This window comes from Anaerococcus sp. HMSC065G05, from assembly GCF_001812365.1.
GTDB classification, from domain to species: domain Bacteria; phylum Bacillota; class Clostridia; order Tissierellales; family Peptoniphilaceae; genus Anaerococcus; species Anaerococcus vaginalis.
This window is the reverse complement of sequence record NZ_KV808727.1, coordinates 124,801-143,380: the sequence shown is the minus strand read 5'-3', so window position 1 is coordinate 143,380 and position 18,580 is coordinate 124,801. Positions and strand designations below refer to the sequence as shown.

At 27.5% G+C, this 18,580-nt stretch carries 18 protein-coding genes and 3 tRNA genes; 15 read left to right on the top strand and 6 right to left on the bottom strand.

The annotated features are described in order from the left end of the window. Positions 1 to 58 precede the first annotated feature (58 nt). Both HMPREF2852_RS09145 and murJ read left to right on the top strand, forming a co-directional pair. Positions 59 to 1,066, top strand: coding sequence for a M15 family metallopeptidase (locus HMPREF2852_RS09145; protein ID WP_070607920.1), 1,008 nt, complete (start codon positions 59 to 61; stop codon positions 1,064 to 1,066). A 215-nt stretch (positions 1,067 to 1,281) separates the two neighbouring features. Further along, the gene (gene murJ, locus HMPREF2852_RS09140; protein WP_070607918.1) at positions 1,282 to 2,808 is read left to right on the top strand and encodes a murein biosynthesis integral membrane protein MurJ; all 1,527 of its coding nucleotides are present in this window, start codon (positions 1,282 to 1,284) and stop codon (positions 2,806 to 2,808) included. Between the two features lie 66 nt (positions 2,809 to 2,874). Here murJ and HMPREF2852_RS09135 read toward each other — a convergent pair whose 3' ends face one another. From HMPREF2852_RS09135 to HMPREF2852_RS09125, 3 genes are all read right to left on the bottom strand, one after another. Beyond that, positions 2,875 to 4,602: a vWA domain-containing protein gene (locus HMPREF2852_RS09135; protein ID WP_070607917.1), complete on the bottom strand. Its 1,728-nt coding sequence runs from the start codon at positions 4,600 to 4,602 to the stop codon at positions 2,875 to 2,877. Further along, positions 4,595 to 5,503: an AAA family ATPase gene (locus tag HMPREF2852_RS09130; protein WP_070607915.1), complete on the bottom strand. Its 909-nt coding sequence runs from the start codon at positions 5,501 to 5,503 to the stop codon at positions 4,595 to 4,597. Before HMPREF2852_RS09130 ends, HMPREF2852_RS09135 begins: the two co-directional genes overlap by 8 nt. 194 nt (positions 5,504 to 5,697) lie before the next feature. After that, a complete protein-coding gene (locus HMPREF2852_RS09125) occupies positions 5,698 to 7,629 on the bottom strand; it encodes an acyltransferase family protein (protein WP_070607913.1) in 1,932 nt (643 codons plus the stop codon). A 353-nt stretch (positions 7,630 to 7,982) separates the two neighbouring features. Here HMPREF2852_RS09125 and HMPREF2852_RS09120 point away from each other — a divergent pair, with 353 nt between their 5' ends. Genes HMPREF2852_RS09120 through HMPREF2852_RS09100 form a run of 5 tightly spaced genes read left to right on the top strand, consistent with a single transcriptional unit; the run spans position 7,983 to position 12,555 of the window. Beyond that, positions 7,983 to 9,149, top strand: a complete 1,167-nt coding sequence (locus HMPREF2852_RS09120) for an ABC transporter substrate-binding protein (RefSeq protein WP_070607910.1) — start codon at positions 7,983 to 7,985, stop codon at positions 9,147 to 9,149. A gap of 52 nt (positions 9,150 to 9,201) precedes the next feature. Further along, on the top strand, positions 9,202 to 10,089 hold the full coding sequence (locus HMPREF2852_RS09115) for a branched-chain amino acid ABC transporter permease (RefSeq protein WP_004838207.1): 888 nt from the start codon (positions 9,202 to 9,204) through the stop codon (positions 10,087 to 10,089). A 1-nt stretch (position 10,090) separates the two neighbouring features. After that, complete coding sequence (locus HMPREF2852_RS09110) at positions 10,091 to 11,071, top strand: branched-chain amino acid ABC transporter permease (RefSeq protein WP_070607907.1); 981 nt, start codon at positions 10,091 to 10,093, stop codon at positions 11,069 to 11,071. Further along, positions 11,064 to 11,846, top strand: a complete 783-nt coding sequence (locus HMPREF2852_RS09105) for an ABC transporter ATP-binding protein (RefSeq protein WP_004838210.1) — start codon at positions 11,064 to 11,066, stop codon at positions 11,844 to 11,846. Before HMPREF2852_RS09110 ends, HMPREF2852_RS09105 begins: the two co-directional genes overlap by 8 nt. A gap of 1 nt (position 11,847) precedes the next feature. Continuing rightward, the gene (locus HMPREF2852_RS09100) at positions 11,848 to 12,555 is read left to right on the top strand and encodes an ABC transporter ATP-binding protein (protein ID WP_004838212.1); all 708 of its coding nucleotides are present in this window, start codon (positions 11,848 to 11,850) and stop codon (positions 12,553 to 12,555) included. 92 nt (positions 12,556 to 12,647) lie between these two features. Here HMPREF2852_RS09100 and HMPREF2852_RS09095 read toward each other — a convergent pair whose 3' ends face one another. Both HMPREF2852_RS09095 and HMPREF2852_RS09090 read right to left on the bottom strand, forming a co-directional pair. Further along, on the bottom strand, positions 12,648 to 13,229 hold the full coding sequence (locus HMPREF2852_RS09095) for a DUF1700 domain-containing protein (RefSeq protein WP_070607904.1): 582 nt from the start codon (positions 13,227 to 13,229) through the stop codon (positions 12,648 to 12,650). Beyond that, positions 13,226 to 13,561 carry a PadR family transcriptional regulator gene (locus tag HMPREF2852_RS09090; RefSeq protein WP_004838217.1) on the bottom strand — a complete coding sequence of 112 codons (336 nt, stop codon included), beginning with the start codon at positions 13,559 to 13,561 and terminating at the stop codon, positions 13,226 to 13,228. The genes HMPREF2852_RS09095 and HMPREF2852_RS09090 overlap by 4 nt, the downstream gene beginning before the upstream one ends. Before the next feature lie 159 nt (positions 13,562 to 13,720). Here HMPREF2852_RS09090 and trmB point away from each other — a divergent pair, with 159 nt between their 5' ends. Both trmB and rlmH read left to right on the top strand, forming a co-directional pair. Beyond that, a complete protein-coding gene (gene trmB, locus HMPREF2852_RS09085; protein ID WP_019118114.1) occupies positions 13,721 to 14,353 on the top strand; it encodes a tRNA (guanosine(46)-N7)-methyltransferase TrmB in 633 nt (210 codons plus the stop codon). Further along, positions 14,350 to 14,832, top strand: coding sequence for a 23S rRNA (pseudouridine(1915)-N(3))-methyltransferase RlmH (gene rlmH, locus HMPREF2852_RS09080; protein ID WP_070607902.1), 483 nt, complete (start codon positions 14,350 to 14,352; stop codon positions 14,830 to 14,832). The genes trmB and rlmH overlap by 4 nt, the downstream gene beginning before the upstream one ends. Positions 14,833 to 14,883: 51 nt before the next feature. On the opposite strand, the gene HMPREF2852_RS09075 is transcribed toward rlmH, so the two are convergent. Continuing rightward, a complete protein-coding gene (locus HMPREF2852_RS09075) occupies positions 14,884 to 15,264 on the bottom strand; it encodes a VOC family protein (protein ID WP_070607900.1) in 381 nt (126 codons plus the stop codon). 310 nt (positions 15,265 to 15,574) lie between these two features. On the opposite strand from HMPREF2852_RS09075, the gene HMPREF2852_RS09070 reads away from it, so the two are divergent. From HMPREF2852_RS09070 to HMPREF2852_RS09045, 6 genes are all read left to right on the top strand, one after another. After that, a tRNA-Phe gene (locus HMPREF2852_RS09070) sits at positions 15,575 to 15,650 on the top strand. An 8-nt stretch (positions 15,651 to 15,658) separates the two neighbouring features. Continuing rightward, a tRNA-Gly gene (locus tag HMPREF2852_RS09065) sits at positions 15,659 to 15,733 on the top strand. Positions 15,734 to 15,737: 4 nt separating this feature from the next. Further along, positions 15,738 to 15,811 (top strand) — tRNA-Cys (locus HMPREF2852_RS09060). A 49-nt stretch (positions 15,812 to 15,860) separates the two neighbouring features. Continuing rightward, a complete protein-coding gene (locus tag HMPREF2852_RS09055) occupies positions 15,861 to 16,538 on the top strand; it encodes a DUF6873 family GME fold protein (RefSeq protein ID WP_070607897.1) in 678 nt (225 codons plus the stop codon). Positions 16,539 to 16,551: 13 nt separating this feature from the next. Then, positions 16,552 to 17,850, top strand: a complete 1,299-nt coding sequence (hisS, locus tag HMPREF2852_RS09050; RefSeq protein WP_070607895.1) for a histidine--tRNA ligase — start codon at positions 16,552 to 16,554, stop codon at positions 17,848 to 17,850. 8 nt (positions 17,851 to 17,858) lie between these two features. After that, the coding region (locus HMPREF2852_RS09045; RefSeq protein WP_070607892.1) for a DegV family protein at positions 17,859 to 18,580 on the top strand (722 nt) is incomplete at its 3' end.

The window sequence follows — 18,580 nt, the reverse complement described above, 5'->3', positions numbered from 1 at the left end:
CTATCCCACAGACGTAAATTTAGTTATATTGAAATAGATTTAAGGAAGAAAACTAAAAATGGCAAACAAAAGTATTAGAGATTTAAGACGTAAAAAGGTAAAAGAAAGAAAAATAAAAAGAAGAAATAATTTAATAAAAGTTGGAATTTGTGCTCTTTTGATAACAGGAGCTTTGAATATAGATTTTAAAAAAAGTAGTGATGATTTTCAAATTAGAAAACCAATAGAAAACAGGTATGCCCAAGCTAATAAAAAACAAGAAAATGAAGTGCTTAAAGAAGAATTAAAAAATGCAAAAACTCAAGTAGCCACTCCTATTGGTTTTGAAAATGTAGTAATAAGTGATGGGGAAAAAATTGATGATGATGGATATAGTGATACTATGAAATCCTATGTAAAATCTCTTAAAAGTCAATATTGCTACCAAGAACCAAGCGATTTTACAAAAACTGATGTAAGCATTAATAATAACCAATACATAGAATATTTTGGTACAGAAAATTCTTTCTCAAAAATTAAAATTAATGATGAATTTTATTATGTAAATAAATATGGTCTTGGAAAGCTTAAAGATAGCGAAAATATTAGTGTAGTGAATGGAGTTGTTTTTGTCAATGAATCAAATCCTTTGCCTAAAGATTTTAATCCTGGCGTTGATTCTACAAGCAAAAAAGCTTTTGATACTATGCTTATTGATATGCAAAGAGAAGGTTTGGATATAAAAATTGCATCTGATTTTAGGATGGGACAAAGTGAAGAAAAATTGGTAGATCAAAATAATCCTGATGCTGATGTTGCTTATACAAGTGACCACCAAACAGGAACAAGTTTTGATTTTTATACTGGACAAAGTAAATATTCAGACAAATTTAAAGATACAAATGAATATAAGTGGCTAAAGGAAAATTCTTATAAATATGGATTTATTCAAAGATACACCAAAGAAAAAGAAGAAATTACTGGCAAAAAAGAAAGATGCTGGGAATTTAGATATGTTGGTGTAGAAAATGCAAAATCTATGTATGAGAACGATCTTTCTTTGGAAGAATACTTGAAAATAAAATAATAAATTATAGCACAAGTGATAGCTTTATTTCTTGTGCTTATTTTTATTTTTAATTTTTTTAAATAATAAATAAGATAAAAGAAAAATAAAGAGTTTATAAAATTATCGTAAAATTTTTCTAAGATAATAGACTTATTTATGGATAAATTTATCCATTGAAAGAGAATTTTTTACAGATATAATAAAATTTATAAATTAAAAAAAGAGAGGTAATTATGGGACAAACTGCTTTTATGTTAATGCTTGTAACAATTCTTTCTAAAGTTTTTGGATTTTTGAGAGAATCTGTTATGGCTTATTTTTATGGAGCGGGGGATATAGTTGCAATTTATGCTGTTGCTAATACTCTTCCTGTAGTAATAGCAAATTTTGTTGCATCTGGTATTATCTATGGATTTATTCCAATTTATACCAAGGCAAAAAATGAAGAAGGCGAAGAGGTTGCTGAAGAATTCACATCAAATATTTTTAATATCTTGATGGTATTTGGTCTTTTAGCAGTTATTTTTGGTTTTATTTTTGCTGGAGCATTTTGTAAATTATTTTCACCAGATTTAAAAGGCGAACTTTTACATACTGCCATAGTTTTTACAAGAATTATAATGTTTGCAATATTTGCATATTTATATTCAGCTGTTTTTAGGGGATATTTAAATTTAAAAGGCAATTTTTTTATTCCAGCTGTAACTGGCTTGATTATGAATATAATTATAATTGCCTTTACAATTATAAGTGGACTTGCCAAAAATCCTTACCTACTTGCTATAGGTTGTTTGTTGGGAAATGTTTTGCAATATATAATGTTTCCTAAGGCAAATAGGGAGCATGGATATAAATACAAGAAAAAAATAGATATTCACAATAAATATATTAAATCTTTAATTATGATTGCAATTCCTGTTATAGTTTCATCAGCTGCAGGAGAGATAGCTCTTACAGTAGATAATTCTATGGCATCATACTTTTTTGGAAATGCATCAATATCATTTTTGAGATATTCAAAAACACTTTTGGCACTGATTACAGGAGTAATAACAGTTTCAGTTACAACTTCAATATTTCCTACCATTTCACATTTGGGACAAAAAGGCGATATAGAAAATATGAAAATTCAAATAAATTCAGCTATAGTTTTGACTATGCTTTTGGTAATACCTGCAACAATTGGAATGATGTCTTTGGCAGAGCCAATAATAAAATTGGTTTATCAAAGGGGAGCTTTTGATAATAAATCTGTAGTAGTTACAGCATCAATGCTAATTGCCTATGCACCATTTGTTATTTTTCAATCATTTTCTGATGTAATTGACAAGGGATTTTATGCAGTTGGGGATTCGAAATCTCCTGTAATAATTGTAGTTATCCAACAAATAATAAATGTAATTTTGAATTTTATTTTTATACAATTTTTTGACATTCAAGGTCTTGCCCTAGCAACTGCAATTTCTGCTGCGGCTGGTGCAATTATGATGTTAATAAAATTTAGGAAAAATTTTGGAAGAATTAATTTTAAAAGTTCTTTAAAATCTTTGATAAAAATTACAGTCTTATCAATTTTAATGGGATTGATTGCAAGTGTTATTTATGGAAATTTGAGTGGGAAATTGTCATATCTTTTGGCTATGTTTATTGCCATAATAATAGCAGCAATATTTTATGCGCTTACAATTTTATTTGCAAGAATTCCTGAAGTTATGAAAATGGTAAATCGTCTTTACCATAAATTTTCTAAGAAAAAATAAAAAATAATTTAAAAGGCTGGTAAAAATTATAAATTATTATAGTTTATAATTTTTTGCCAGCCAATTTTAATTTGCTATTAAATTTTTCATATAAATTGAAACTATTTTTGAGAAATTGTCTAAATTTTTTATCCTACAAAAATCTGTTCCATATATTAATTTTGCATTTTCTATATCTTCATCTTCTCCAGTAAAAACTCCCAAAACTTGAATTCCATCACTTTTTAATGCTCTTATTTCTTTTGCAGTATCATCAACTGCCTTTTTGTCTATATATTGGTCCTTTATTTTTGCATTTACTGTGTTTATATTGTGTTTTTCATCATTTGGGCGACCGTCTGATAAAATTATTAAAATTTTTCTTACGCTTTCATTTTTATCTTCATTGATTAATTTGTGGATTGTTTTAAAGGCAAGACCATCTCTGTTTGCACCTGAAGCAAAAAAATTATAAATATTTTCATTATTGCCCTTATCTTTAAAATCTCTGTACATATTAAAAACTGTATAATCTCTTAAAGTTGAAAATGAAGAAACTCTTATTGGAATATTTACCTTGTCCATGGCATTTGCAATTATAAAAGCTTGGTTTGCTACGAGATTTTGCCTTTTGATTTGGCTTGCCGATCCGTCAATTAATAAATCCATTTGAAATTTTGGTTTTGGGTCTTTGTTATTTGAAAAAAATACTTTTGATTCATTTAAAACTGGTGCTTTCCAAACATTTATAGAATCAAGAAGTCCATAATTTTTTCTGTAAAGCTCATCTTCTTCGTGATTTGCTAAAGAATTTTCTATAGTTCTTGTAAGCTCATTTACAGCCCTGTTGTTTATTGAAAGATTGTTTTCAATGTATTCTTTTGTTTTTTCCCTTTGTTTTTTTCTAACTTTTTGGTTGAATTTTGCATTTGGAGAATCGGTGTATTCTCCCTTGGTAAAATATAATTTTTTTGATTTATGAATGCCCTTGGCAAGTTCTTTTTCCAAAAGCTCTTGTCTTTTTTTGCTCATAGAAAGTTTTCCATAAAAATCTTCTATAAAGGAATCTTCTCTTTTGTCTTTTTCCTTATCTGATTTTTCAAAGATAAATATATCCTTGTTCATATCTTCTTTTTTTTCTTCAAAATAAATATAACCATTAAATTCTGCTGATTGGATTTGAAATTGGTCTTCTATATTTTTTTCAATATCTGATTCATCTAAATCATCGTGGTCAAAATTTTTGGGCTTTTCTTCCTTTACCATTTGATCAAAAAGTTCATTGTATTGGTCAAATCTTTCAAAAAGAAAATATTTTTTGAAAAGCCCGTTTAGCTTTTCAATTATTTCGCTAGATTTATAGGTATCAATTGAAAAAAGTTCAGCATAAAAATCTCTTACAAGTTTAGCCTCTGTTATTGGTTTATTAAAAACTTTTCCATAATAAGCTTTTTCGATTTGTTCATAAACATTGTCGGTTTCTTTTTTGTATTGGTATTTGTCGAGAATTTTTTTGGCGTAAGATTTTCTTAAATCTTTTATTACAAGATTAGTTTTTTCTAATTTTCTGTAGGCTAAATCTTCCAACAAAAGAAGGGTGATTGTCTTAAATTCTTCAAAAAAAGGGTTGTCTTTTTTTAAATAAGAAAAAAATGAAGAAAATAAATCAAGCCTAAAATTTTTAAACTTGTATCCTTCAATTATATTTTTGTAATTTTTATCCATAGTATAGTAGGATTTGGGAAATATTTTATAATCATCAGCAAAATCCCAAATCACATTCATGGCCCTTAACTTTTCAAAAGTATCAGTCATCAAATACACTCTCTTTGATTTCTTTTGGAAGTTTTGAATCAACGCTATCTCTTACAAGCTCTCTTTCAAATTCATCAAAAGATTTATTAATAAGTCCCATTTCAATTGCATCGTATGGGTTAAGTCCAATCTCCATTGTTTCTATTGCAGAAATTAACCCTCTAAGGTCGACTGATTTTGTAGAAATTTCTGAATTTTCACTTTTTTCTTGGAGGGATTCAAAAATATCTATAAAAGTATTCATATATTTGTCTTTTAATTTTGGAAATTTATCTTTTAGTAAATGTTTTAAATTTTCCCTTGTAATATTTGGCATATTTATAACCATAAATCTTGATGCAAGTGCTTCATTTACTTCTCTTGTTCCAACATAACCATAATTCATAGTTGCAATAAATCTTGTCTTATCGTCAAGTTTTATTTTGTCATAACCTGGAATATCAATTACACGTCTGTGATCTAAAGTTGCGTGAAGAACAGAGATAGCTTCATTTTTTGCCATATTTATTTCATCCAAAACTCCAAAGCCGCCTTTTTTTGCACATTCATAAACAGGGCCTTTTCTAAAAACAACTTTTCCATCTTTAAAAGTATCAGCTCCAACCAAGGAATTGTAATCAGTATTTACGTGAAAAGAAATATCCCATGATGGACGATTAAAAATATAGGAAAGATTTTGTGCCAAAACATTTTTTCCTGTAGCTTTTGGACCAGAAAGTAAAATATTTTTTCCAGAAAGAATAGCAGTGATTGCTTTTTTCAAAACATCTTCTCCATAATATTTAAATTCTGGTTTAACAATTCTATCCTTGTCTTCATCATCTATATCTTCATTTCTAAATTCTATTATTTTATCTATTAAATTTTGATCTAAATTTATTTCATTTAAATAATCTATCATAATTCACCTCATTTGCTATTATACAACAAAAATATTCTTAGGCTATTGATAAAGTCCATTTTAAATTTGAAAATATTTCAAATAAATTTTTTGTTTAAAACAGTATAGAGATTTTAAATGGAAATTTTCAAAAAAATAAAAGCGTAGAAAATCATCTAAGACTTCTACGCTTTTGGATATACATTATTAAATTATTACTTAGCAAAAGAATTTATTATTTCTCTTTCAATTAGATTTCTATAAGCTTTTGAACCTTCAACTTCTGGATGAACCATATCTTTTGCAAATAAATTTGCTTTTTCCTTTGCAAATTTATACCAATCAACCATGTAGGCATTTTTGTTTTCATCGCAGAATTTTTTGATTTTAGAATTAATAGTCATCTCCCAAGATTGGCTATTTACAGTATTTACAAAATAAACTTTTCTTCCTTCAGAAATATTTAAAATATCTACCATATTTTGCTCGCTTAAAGTTCCGTTAGAACCAAGGCTTACAAGAACAATATTGCCAAGGCCGTTTTTATTTTTTATATTTTGCAATACTTTTGGACCATCGGTCATTTGCCTGCCAACTTCTCCATCAAGGTAAAGATTTGGATTAAATTCTCTCAAAAATGGATCAATATTAATCAAAACAGAATCGCCAACAGCAGTAATAGAAGTATTTTTTAAAAATTCTTTTTCCTTATCAGTAAAGTTGAAATCATCATAAGCTTTCTTTTCAAAAGAAGGCTCTTTGTTTTCTTCTTTATTTTTATTTTCATCTTCTTTTACATTTTCATTATTTTCAACATTTTTGTTTTCTTCTACATTTTTTTCTGAGCTTTCACTTGAGATTTGGTTTTTAGATTTTTCTAAATTTTCCTTTTTCTTTTGCTCTTTTACATATTTTTCATTGTTTTTCTTGATCTTATCTTGATTTTCACTAATTCTTTTTTCAAGCTCTTTCATATCTTTTTCCTTAGGATTTGGTATAAAAAATGCCAAAGCATTTAATCCCAAAATAAGAGCAGATGTGATAATAAAATATTTTTTAAAATCAAATTTTCTACTGAAAATAACGTAAGTTAGTTCAGATAAAATCAAAACAATAATTATTTCCAAAATATAAGCTATAATCCTACTTTTGCTTGTGTGGGCAAAAGCGTAAGAAAGAAAAGTGCTTATTATATATTGCCACAAATAAATGTAATAAGATCTAAGACCTATATAATAAAGAAAAGTTTTGAAAATTCCCATTTCTTTTTTCTTTATTACAAATTTATTGTCCTTTTCATAAGAGTATAAAACTCCAATTAATAATGCTTGGATAAGAGTATAGATTGGCATTATTATTCTGTAAGTATATAAGTTTTCACCCCTTACAAAAAAGTAAGCAAGCAAAGTTAAAAGCAAAAGAGCGTACAAAATATATTTTTCAGAAAAATTTTTCTCCTTAGCAAATTCAAAAATTTTTGAAAAATAATCTATCAAAAGATAAGCAAGAGCTCCAATAAAAATAGCATTTATTCTAGCGTCAGGTCCATAATAAATTCTTGAAATATTATTTTTATCAAAAGAAAAAATAATCATCAACAAAATACTTATTGCTGAAATAAGAGTAAAAAGATAAATTTTTATATTCTTACCAGAAAATTTATCCTTATATTTGTTTATAAAATAATTTACCAAATAGAAAATAAGGATAAATTGAACTTGCATGGATATATACCAAAAATGTGTAAACATATCAAAATATCCATTTTTTGTAAAATATGAACCACCCTTAAAAATTTGATATAAATTTTGAATAGAAAGTGCTGTAGGTATAGATGATTTTATAGAATCATGAAAGATTATTCTTGAAAAAATCAAGGCAAAAAACAAAGATAGGCTTATAACAAAATATAAACTTGGCAATAGCTTTTTGAATCTTTTTTTAATAATCGATTTAAATTCATTAAAATCATAATCTTCTATAGTATTTAATTTTTTCATCATTAAAAATCCACTCATTACAAAAAAGCCAATTACTGCCATAAAACCACCAGGAAGAAATTGCACTGATGAATGAAATATGGAAATAGCAATAATAAAAATAGCTCTTAAAAAAGTGAATGAATCAATTTGTTTTTGTTTTCTCATGTGTCCCCCAATGAATTTTATTATAGGCGAAAAAATAAAAAATATCAAGAAAAGTGCGAAATTGTAACCTTTGTAAACTGTCGGAAAATAAATATTTTAAAATAAAATCACATAAATAAACCATAAAGCATTATTTAACATTAAATAAATAATAAATATACCTTTGCATAAAATTATAAATAAATATTCATTTTAAAAATCAAAAAATAATAACAAGATAAGCGTTGAAAAAAAGACAATAAAATAATCAAGCAAAAAACATTTGACAAGAGGCAAATCCTGTGCCATAATTATTATTATAAATTTTAATCTTTATTTATACTTAATTATTAAAAAAATATGTGGAGGAAAAAATGAAAAAAACAAAAAAATTAATGACCTTAGCTTTTGCATCAATATTTGCATTTGCAGGATGTCAAGCAAAAAATGGAGAAAATAAAAAATCTGAGAATTCTGACACAATTAAAATTGGAGCAATAATACCACAAACTGGTCCAGTTTCAAATTATGGAAATTCATCAGAAAAAGGAGCTTTGTTAGCTGTTGATGAGATAAATAAAAATGGTGGAATTAATGGCAAAAAAATTGAATGGATTTCTTATGATGATAAGGGAGAAATAACAGATTCAACAACTGCATACAATAAATTAAAAGGAGAAAAAGTAACAGCAATTGTAGGGCCTATTACATCAAAACCTGCTCTAGCAGTTTCTGAAATTGCAAAAAAAGATGGAATTGCTATGATAACTCCAACAGGAACTCAAGGAAATATTACAGAAGGAAAGGATAATGTATTTAGAACTTGCTTTACTGATCCTTATCAAGGAAAATTATTGGCAAAATTTGCAGCAGAAAATCAAAAAGCAAAAAAAGTAGCTATCCTTAGAAATACTTCTTCAGATTATTCAAATGGAATTGCTAATGAATTTAAAAAAGAAGTAGAAAAATTAAAACTTGATTTGGTTGCTGATGAATCTTATGGAGATAATGACAATGATTTTAAGGCACAACTTACAAAAATTGCAAAAGCAAAACCAGATGTATTATTAGTTCCAGATTATTACGAAAAAGTTGCTCTTATAGCTCCACAAGCAAGAGATGCTGGAATTGATGCAAAATTTATTGGTTCTGATGGTTGGGATGGAGTTTTGAATGTAATGGATAAATCTCAATTAGTATTGGTAGAAGGCTCATGTTTTTCAAATCACTTTGCTTTAGATAGTGATGACCAAAGAGTAAAAGATTTTGTAAAAAAATATAAAGAAGAAAATAAAGAAGATCCTTCAGCTTTTTCTGCTTTGTCATACGATACAATTTATTTATTAAAACAAGCTATTGAACAAGCGAAAAGCGAAGAAAGTGATAAGATTATAGAAAAAATTAAAGCTATAGAATTTGATGGAATAACCGGCAAATTTAAATTTAATGAAAATCATAATCCAATCAAATCAGCATCAATGATGGAAATAAAAGATGGAACATATAAATTTAATTCAACAGTAACAGCTGATGAAAATTAATAAAAAGGGGGATTGCGAATTAGCAAAACCCCTTAAATTTTAAGGAGATTTTATGGATTTTTTAATTCAACTTTTTAATGGTCTACAATTAGGATCAATATACGCTTTAATAGCCTTGGGTTATACAATGGTTTATGGCGTAGCAAAATTAATAAATTTTGCCCATGGAGATATTATAATGGTAGGCGCTTATACAATATTTTTTGTTGTTCAAACAAGTCTTTTCAGAAGTGGTTTACCATTATATTTAGCAATAATACCAGCAATTATTGCCTGCACACTTTTGGGAGTTGTAATAGAAAGAATTGCTTACAAACCTTTGAGGAATTCTTCATCAATTTCAATTTTAATTACTGCTATAGGAGTATCTTTATTTTTGGAAAATTTATTTGTAAAAGTTTTTACCGCAAACGCAAGACCTGTTCCAAGTTTATTTAATCAAGCTAGCTTAAATATTTTTGGAATAAGATTATCTTTTCAAACAATTTTTACAATAGTTTTAACAATTATTCTTACAATAATTTTGCAAATTTTTATTTCTAAAACAAAATATGGCAAGATGATGCTTGCGGTTAGTGAAGATTATAAGGCATCAAGTCTTGTTGGAATAAATGTAGATAATACTATGACTATGACTTTTGCAATTGGCTCTGCACTTGCTGGAGTTGCATCTTTATTGTATGTTTCATCATATCCTCAAATAACCCCTTTTATAGGTTCGATGCTAGGAATAAAAGCTTTTACAGCTGCAGTTGTTGGAGGAATTGGTTCAATACCAGGAGCTGTAATTGGTGGATTTATTTTGGGAATGATAGAAGTTATGACTAGAGCATATCTTTCAAGCTCATACGCAGATGCAATAGTATTTTTGGTATTAATTTTAGTTTTGATAGTAAAACCAACTGGAATTTTAGGAAATATGGAAAAGGAGAAAGTATAAAATGGATAAAAATAAAAAAACATCATATCTAGTTAGCTTTGTCCTTGTATTAGTTTCATTTGCAATTATTCAAATTTTAATTTTAAGTGGAATAATTGATTCTTATTGGCAATCAATTCTATTTTTGTTATGTATAAATATAATACTTTCAATTTCACTAAATATAACCGTAGGAAATTTGGGACAAATAACTTTGGGACATGCAGGTTTTATGTCAATAGGTGCATATAGTGCAGGAATTTTTTTGAAAACTGGAATAATAGAAGGAATACCAGGATTTTTTATAGCCTTATTAATTGGAGGGCTGTTTGCATTTTTATTTTCTCTTGCAATCGGAATACCAGTATTGAGGCTAAACGGAGATTATCTTGCTATAGTAACCTTGGCTTTTGGAGAAATAATTAGGGTTGTTGTAGAAAATTTATCTATTACTGGTGGAGCTCAAGGAATGGCAGGAATACCTACAGTTGATTCTTTTGCTTTAGTATTTTTTGTTACAGTTTTGTGCGTTGTATTTATGTATTCAATTATGACATCAAGATTTGGTAGATCAGTTTTGGCAATAAAAGATAATGAACTTGCCGCTGAAAGCTGTGGAATAAATACAACAAAATCTAAAATATTTGCCTTTACTTTATCAGCACTTTTTGCGGGAGTCGCTGGAGCAATATATGCTCAAACAACTGGAGTAATAGCAGCCGATGTATTTAATTATAATAAAAGTTTTGATATTTTAGTAATGGTTGTTTTAGGAGGAATGGGTTCATTTACAGGCTCAGTAATTTCAACTATAACATTAACCATAGTTCCAGAAATGTTAAGAGCATTCGCAGAATATAGGATGATAATTTATTCTGTAATATTAGTAATTGTTATGATATTTAGACCACAAGGCTTAATGGGAAGAGAAGAATTTTCTATTTCAAGACAAATTGCAAAATTTAAAAGAAAAATCAACAAAGAAGGAGTAAAAAATGGATAAAAGAAGATCGGTATTAAAATGTGATAATATTTCCATCTCCTTTGGAGGATTGAAGGCAGTAAATGGATTTAATCTTGATGTAAAAGAAAAAGATTTAATTGGTTTGATTGGACCAAATGGAGCAGGAAAAACTACAGTTTTTAATATGCTAAGTGGAGTTTATGAGCCAACAGAAGGGGCGATTTATTTAGATGGAGAAAATATAACAGGCTTACCTGTTCACAAACTAAGCCAAAAAGGAATAGCAAGAACTTTTCAAAATATAAGATTATTTGATTACTTATCAGTTGTAGATAATGTAAAAGTATCTATGAACAGAGATATGAGATATAAAATTGTTGACGGGATGCTCAGGCTTAAAAATTATTGGAAGGAAGAAAGAGAAGCAACAAAAAAAGCCTTGGATATTTTAAAAATTTTGGGACTTGCAGCCTATGCAAATGATAGCGCAGGAAATTTATCCTATGGAGCCCAAAGAAAATTAGAAATAGCAAGAGCTCTTGCGACAAATCCAAAATTATTATTATTAGACGAGCCAGCTGCAGGTATGAATGCAATTGAAACAGAGTCATTGATGGATACAATTAGAATGATAAGAGATAATTTTAATTTATCAATTGTTTTGATAGAACATGACATGAAATTGGTCTTGGGAATTTGCGAAAAACTTTACGTATTAAATCACGGAATAGTAATAGCAAAAGGAAAACCAGAAGAAGTTGTTAAAAAAGATGACGTAGTAAGCGCCTATTTGGGAAGTGGATATGGAGAATAAAATGCTTAATGTAGAAAATTTAAATGTATATTATGGAAATATCCACGCTATAAAGGATGTTTCCTTAAAAGTAAATAAAAAAGAAGTAGTTTCATTAATTGGAGCAAATGGAGCAGGAAAAACTACAACCCTTCAAGCAATATCTTCTTTGCTTGAAAAAAGAAGCGGAAAAATCACTTTTGAAAACGAAGATATAACAAACAAAAAAGCATACAAAATAACAAGGCTTGGAATTGCACAAGTTCCAGAAGGAAGGAGAGTTTTTTCAAATCTTTCAGTTGTAGATAATATAAATTTAGGTTCAGTTGCAACAAATTTAAAAGACAAAGAAAGAGAAGAAAAAATTGAGAGAATATATGAGCTTTTTCCAGTTTTAAAAGATAGGAGAAATCAAAAAGCAGGAACTTTGTCAGGAGGAGAACAACAAATGCTTGCTATGGCAAGAGCTATAATGACAAATCCAAAATTGCTTTTATTAGACGAACCATCAATGGGACTTTCGCCTCTTTATGTAGAAAAAATATTCGAAACGATAAAAGTTTTAAAAGAAGAAGGCTCAACGATTTTGCTTGTAGAACAAAATGCAAATCTTGCCCTAGATATATCAGACAGGGCTTATGTAATAGAAACAGGAAAAATTGTAAAAGAAGATAAGGCAGAAAACCTTAAAAATGATCCTGCTGTTAGAAGTGCATATTTAGGAATTTAAAAAACTAGGAATTAGTTTTAAGCTAATTCCTAGTTTTTTTAAAAAAATTTTTATAAGCTAAATTTATAATTTTTGCAAGTTTTTTTGGATTATCAATTTTCATTATTTAATTTTCTTTTTTGATTTTTTAAAAATTTAATTGTAGCAATTGTAGCTTTCCAAAATAAAATTCCAATTATAAAAAATATCAAGGCTAAAATAAGACCTGCAATTAAAGCGAGAATCCCTTTTAATTCAAAGCCAAAAAAGATAAATTTTAATTCATCGATTGGTTTAATGTGAATTATTCCTTTAAATAGTCCCATTACACCTGCAAATGTGCTAATTCCACTAGAAAAGAAAAAAGATATGGAAAGTATTGCAAGAGTTGGTATAAGACAAATCCACGCTAATGAAGCGTAAGAATAAAATCCTATAGCCATAATTAAATTTTTAAAGGAAAAATCTCTACTTTTTACAATACTATCGCCCATATAAGAAAATGCTAAGTCTTTTGGACTTTCCATTTGAGAAATTATATACTCAGAACTTTGCCCATCATTAAGCCTTTCATAAAATGAATTTTTAAGTTCACTTAAAATATCAGTTTTTTCAGAAATAGACATATATTTTAAATTTCTGTCTACTTTTGATAAATATTTTTCTAAATTATTATCAATTTTACTATTTTTCATTTTTCTTCCTCACTAAGATCTGAAATATTTTTTACAAGAATCATCCAATCTCTTTTCAAAGCATTTAAATAAAAATTTCCAAGCTCTGTAATTTTATAATATTTTCTTGGAGGAGTGCCTTCTTCTATATTTTTCCAATAAGCTTCTAAATAATTATTTTTTAGAAGTCTTCTAAGTAGTGGGTAAACAGTGCTCTCCTTTGTTTGTAACATTGGATATTTTTCAAGAGTTTGAATTAAATCATAGCCATATCTATCCTTTTTTTTAATTAAAATTAAGATAGCATATTCTAAAGTTCCACGTTTAATTTGAGAAATCCAATCTTCATTCATAACAATCCTTTCAAATTATAAGTTAATCCATCTTATTACTACATACATTGTACAACATAGTATATTAATGTCAATAGGTATATGGGATTTTAAAATTTTATTTTCCTTGTTTTTATAACAAATATTTTGTAAACTAATATTTAACAGAAAGGATGAGAAATGAGATTAAGATTTAAAGAAAATGCTATTCCAGAAATGAAAGAAAATCCTTTGATTTATTTTGATGGAAAAGAAAACAAGGGGAAATGGAAAGAAATTTTTGGAAATGATAATGAAATATATTTGGAAATTGGCTCTGGCAGGGGAGATTTTTTAATTGAAATTGCTAAGGATAATCCTGCTATAAATTTTATAGGACTTGAAGTAAATACAAATGCCTTTGTTGTTGCAAGCAGAAAAATAAAAGAAAATGAACTTACAAATGTTAGAGGGCTTATAGCAGATGCGGAAAATTTGGAAGAAATTTTTGAAAATGAAGAAATTTCAAGAATATATTTGAATTTTTCAACTCCATGGCCAAAAAGACGCCACCACAAAAGAAGACTAAGCCATGAAAGATTTTTGAATAGGTACAAAAATATTATAAAAGATAAGGCGATTTTGGAATTAAAGACAGATAATAAAGAATTATATGAGGCTTCAGTTAAATATTTTGAAGAATTTTCTATGGATATAATTGAAAAAGATGAAAATATTTCAGAAGAAAAAAGCAAATATATAAGCGAATATGAAAGAAAATTTAGAAATAAAAATATGCCGATTTATTATATAAAAGCGAGATTTAATAAATGAATATTTCAATAGTAAGTGTGGGAAAAATTAAAGAAAAATATTTTAAAGATGCAATAAGCGAGTACGAAAAAAGATTAAAACCATACGTAAAATTAAAAATCATTGAAGTAAATGACGAAAAAGCACCTGAAAATTTATCGGAAAAAGAATTGGAAATTGTAAAAGATAGGGAAGCTGATAAGATTTTAAAAAAGATTAAAGAAAATTCCTATATTATAAGCCTAGAAATTGAAGGCAAAAGCCTATCATCAGAAAGTTTTTCAAAGTTAATTAAAGAGCAAATGACTTATGGAATGGGATGCGATTTGGTTTTTGTAATTGGTGGGTCAAACGGTCTTTCAAAAAAAATAAGCCAAAAGGCTGATTACAAATTATCATTTTCAAAAATGACTTTTCCCCATAAATTAATGAGATTAATTTTAATTGAACAAATTTATAGGGCTTACAAAATTATAAATAATGAGCCTTATCACAAATAAAACGGACCTAAAAAGGTCCGTTTTTTAAAAGTATAAATTATCAATCGATTATTATTTTTCTTCAATTATTTCAATAGAAAAACCTTGAGGGTCTTTTATAAAATAAAATTTATCAGAACCATCAGAAAGTCCGCCGATTTCTTGACTTACTACTCCCATTTTTTTGTGAAGATCATAGGCTTTTTCAAATTCTTTTGTTTTAAATGCCATGTGACCGTAATATGAGCCGTGCTCATATTTTCTTCCGTCGTGATTAAATGTTAATTCAAGTTCGTAAGCTCCATCTTCTGTTGCCATATAAATTAAAGAAAATTCATCTTCATCGTAATCTTTTCTTCTAGTAATGTGCATATTTAATGCATCTTCATAAAATTTTATACTTTCCTTATCATTATCTGTGTATATACATGTGTGAATTGATTTAAATTTCATAAAACCTCCTAATTTTTATATTATATTTTTACCCAAAAAATTTAAAATGAATTTTACTAATATTTTACAAGATAAATTTTTTCTAGGGTATATAAATAAGGGATAAGAAATTTCGCGACCTTATGACCAGAGCTTTTGCAAATTTATGAAAAATAATTTGTTTTGCAAGGCTCTTTTTTTTGAAAAATTTTATTTGCCAATAAAATTGATTTTGTAAATTTAAAAATATAAATCGAATTATTTCTTTGTGAAATTTTAAAAAAATTTGACAAGAATTTTAATTTAGCATATACTATAAAAGTAATGTTTAGCCCAGATAGCTCAGTCGGTAGAGCAGGGGACTGAAAATCCCCGTGTCGGTGGTTCGATTCCGCCTCTGGGCACCAGAAAAAATGCGGAAGTGGCTCAGTGGTAGAGTATCGCCTTGCCAAGGCGAGGGTCGCGGGTTCGAATCCCGTCTTCCGCTCCAATATGGCGCCATAGCCAAGTGGTAAGGCAGAGGTCTGCAACACCTTTATCCCCAGTTCAAATCTGGGTGGCGCCTCCAAATTTGTCCTCGTTGAGGACTTTTTTTGTACCTAAATTTAAGGAGAAATATGTTAATTATTAGTCACAAATCAAAAAAAGAATTTACAGATTTTTTGGATTTTAAAAATATAAAATATTTAAAAACAATTGATAATCCAAATCTTGACAAAAGAATTTCAGATCATCCTGATCTTTCTTTATTTAAAGTGGATGATAAAAATTTAATAGTTGATAAAAATGTCTATGAGTATTACAAAAAAAATATAAAAAATATTAATATTATTAAAGGAGAAGAAGTTTCAAAAAATTATCCTTATGATGCTCTTTATAATATTGTAAAATTTAAAAATTTTTATATCCACAATGATTTTACTGAAAAAAATATAAAATTATTTTTTGAAGAAAAAAATATCAAGCATTTATTTATCAAGCAAGGCTACTCAAGGTGTTCTATGCTTGTTTTTAATGAAAATATTTTGACAAGTGATATGGGAATTTTCAAAAAATTAAAAAATATTTTGCCAGTTACTTTATTAAAAGAAGAAAAAATTTCTCTTGACGGATTTGATCAAGGATTTTTGGGTGGATGTTTTGGAAAAATTGATGAAAATACTATATTATTTAATGGAAATATAGAAAGATTAAATTCGTATGATATAATTAAAAATATAGTATATAAGGAAAAATTAAATTTATTATATCCAGACACTAATTTAGTAGATACTGGATCTTTAATATGGATATGATTAGGAGATTAAAATGAATATAGTAAAACCACAAACTATTGCAGGTGTGATGGAGTTATTACCAGAAGATCAATTAGCATTTGATTATATAAAAAATATCATTGAAGAAACTTTTTTGTCTTATCAATTTTTACCAATTGATACGCCAGCAATTGAAAAAAATGATATTTTATTTGCCAAAGGCGGCGGAGAAACCGAAAAGCAAATTTTTGGAATTGATTCATCAAAAAAAGATATGTCTTTGAGATTTGATTTAACAGTTCCTCTTGCAAGATATGTTTCTGAACATTTTTCTGATTTGAATTTCCCTTTCAAAAGGTATCAAATTGCAAAAGTTTATAGGGGAGAAAGAAATCAAAAGGGAAGATACAAGGAATTTTACCAATGCGATATTGATATTATTGGAAATAATTCTTTGTCAATTCACAATGATGCACTTTTGCCTAAGGTTATTTATGAAATTTTTCAAAAACTTGACTTTAATGGAATAAAGTTCCATATTAATAATAGAAAGCTATTGAATGGATTTTTTGAATCGCTTGAAATTTCTGATAAGGAAGAAGTTTTAAGAACAATCGATAAAAAAGCAAAAATCGGTGAAGAAAATACAAAAGAGCTTTTGGTAGAAATTTGTGGAGAAGAAAAAGCAGATAAATTGATGGAGCTTATAAATAATAAAAGAGAAAACAAAGAGCTTTTGACTTATCTTGAATCACTAAATTTAAATGATAATTATAAAATTGGATTAAATGAATTAAAAGAAGTTTATGATTATATGATTAAATTTGGAATTGATGATGATTCAATTATTATTGATTTGTCAATTACTCGTGGTCTTGATTATTATACATCTACAGTTTATGAAACTTTTTTGGATGGTTATGAATCAATTGGAAGTGTATGCTCTGGTGGAAGATATGAAAATCTTGCAGGAAATTTCTCAAAACAAAATCTACCAGGAGTTGGTCTTTCAATTGGATTAACCAGATTATTTTATCAATTTCAACAGCTTGGTCTTGTAGAAAAATATAAAGCTAAATTTACAGATTGTCTTGTAATTCCTATGGATGAAAATTTAAATTTTTATGCCATAGATATTGCAAACAAATTAAAAGAGCAAGGTCTAAAGGTTGACATATATCTTGAAGATGGAAAATTTAAGAAAAAAATTAATTATGCAGACAAAATTGGCGTAAAAAAAGTCTTAATAATTGGACAAGAAGAATATGAAAACAAAATGGTTTCTGTAAAAAATATGGAAGATGGAAAGCAAGTTAGTGTGAAAGTTGAAGAGATTAGAGAATATCTATAAGGAGAATTATGAATTTTAGAATAATAACAGACGGTTCTAGCGATATGAACGTTGATTTCATAAAATCATCGAATATTACCATAGTGCCTATGCAATCAAATATGGAAGATGAAATTTATGAAATTATAGGTACAGATATTGAAAAACTAAATGAATATTATGAATTTATGTTAGAAGATAAAAATGTATCAACAAGCCAAGTAAACTTAGCCTCATTTGAAAAATATTTTGAAGAAGTTTTAAAAAATGGAGAAGATATTTTTTATATAGGTTTAAGTGAGGCCTTGTCAGGAACTTTTGAAAATGCCCAAAAAGCAAAAGAAATTTTAGATAAAAAATATCCAGATAGAAAAATATATATTTATAATATAAAACAAGCATCAACAGGTGCAGGACTTTTGTGCCAAATTATTGTGAAAATGCAAGAAGAAGGAAAAGATATAGAACAAGTTGCATCTTATATAAAAGAAAATTCAAAATACATGGTTTCACAATTTGGAGTTGAAAGTCTTAAATATCTTTATAAGGGCGGAAGAATTTCAAAAACTAGCGCTGATATAGGTGATTTTTTGAAAGTAAAGCCAGTAATTCACATTACAGATGATGGTTCTCTTGAAGTTTTAAAACTTGAAAGAGGAACAAAGAGGGCTATAAAAGTATTATTCAATAATTTCAAAAAAAATTGGAAACCAGAAATTTCTAATGAAGTTCTTATAGGCTATGCTTATTT

What these genes read in the sequence shown, in the direction of transcription:
- HMPREF2852_RS09145 (WP_070607920.1), top strand. Translation starts at nt 59, where the DNA reads ATGGCAAACAAAAGTATTAGAGATTTAAGACGTAAAAAGGTAAAAGAA.
- murJ (WP_070607918.1), top strand. Translation starts at nt 1,282, where the DNA reads ATGGGACAAACTGCTTTTATGTTAATGCTTGTAACAATTCTTTCTAAA.
- HMPREF2852_RS09135 (WP_070607917.1), bottom strand. Translation starts at nt 4,602, where the DNA reads ATGACTGATACTTTTGAAAAGTTAAGGGCCATGAATGTGATTTGGGAT.
- HMPREF2852_RS09130 (WP_070607915.1), bottom strand. Translation starts at nt 5,503, where the DNA reads ATGATAGATTATTTAAATGAAATAAATTTAGATCAAAATTTAATAGAT.
- HMPREF2852_RS09125 (WP_070607913.1), bottom strand. Translation starts at nt 7,629, where the DNA reads ATGAGAAAACAAAAACAAATTGATTCATTCACTTTTTTAAGAGCTATT.
- HMPREF2852_RS09120 (WP_070607910.1), top strand. Translation starts at nt 7,983, where the DNA reads ATGAAAAAAACAAAAAAATTAATGACCTTAGCTTTTGCATCAATATTT.
- HMPREF2852_RS09115 (WP_004838207.1), top strand. Translation starts at nt 9,202, where the DNA reads ATGGATTTTTTAATTCAACTTTTTAATGGTCTACAATTAGGATCAATA.
- HMPREF2852_RS09110 (WP_070607907.1), top strand. Translation starts at nt 10,091, where the DNA reads ATGGATAAAAATAAAAAAACATCATATCTAGTTAGCTTTGTCCTTGTA.
- HMPREF2852_RS09105 (WP_004838210.1), top strand. Translation starts at nt 11,064, where the DNA reads ATGGATAAAAGAAGATCGGTATTAAAATGTGATAATATTTCCATCTCC.
- HMPREF2852_RS09100 (WP_004838212.1), top strand. Translation starts at nt 11,848, where the DNA reads ATGCTTAATGTAGAAAATTTAAATGTATATTATGGAAATATCCACGCT.
- HMPREF2852_RS09095 (WP_070607904.1), bottom strand. Translation starts at nt 13,229, where the DNA reads ATGAAAAATAGTAAAATTGATAATAATTTAGAAAAATATTTATCAAAA.
- HMPREF2852_RS09090 (WP_004838217.1), bottom strand. Translation starts at nt 13,561, where the DNA reads ATGAATGAAGATTGGATTTCTCAAATTAAACGTGGAACTTTAGAATAT.
- trmB (WP_019118114.1), top strand. Translation starts at nt 13,721, where the DNA reads ATGAGATTAAGATTTAAAGAAAATGCTATTCCAGAAATGAAAGAAAAT.
- rlmH (WP_070607902.1), top strand. Translation starts at nt 14,350, where the DNA reads ATGAATATTTCAATAGTAAGTGTGGGAAAAATTAAAGAAAAATATTTT.
- HMPREF2852_RS09075 (WP_070607900.1), bottom strand. Translation starts at nt 15,264, where the DNA reads ATGAAATTTAAATCAATTCACACATGTATATACACAGATAATGATAAG.
- HMPREF2852_RS09055 (WP_070607897.1), top strand. Translation starts at nt 15,861, where the DNA reads ATGTTAATTATTAGTCACAAATCAAAAAAAGAATTTACAGATTTTTTG.
- hisS (WP_070607895.1), top strand. Translation starts at nt 16,552, where the DNA reads ATGAATATAGTAAAACCACAAACTATTGCAGGTGTGATGGAGTTATTA.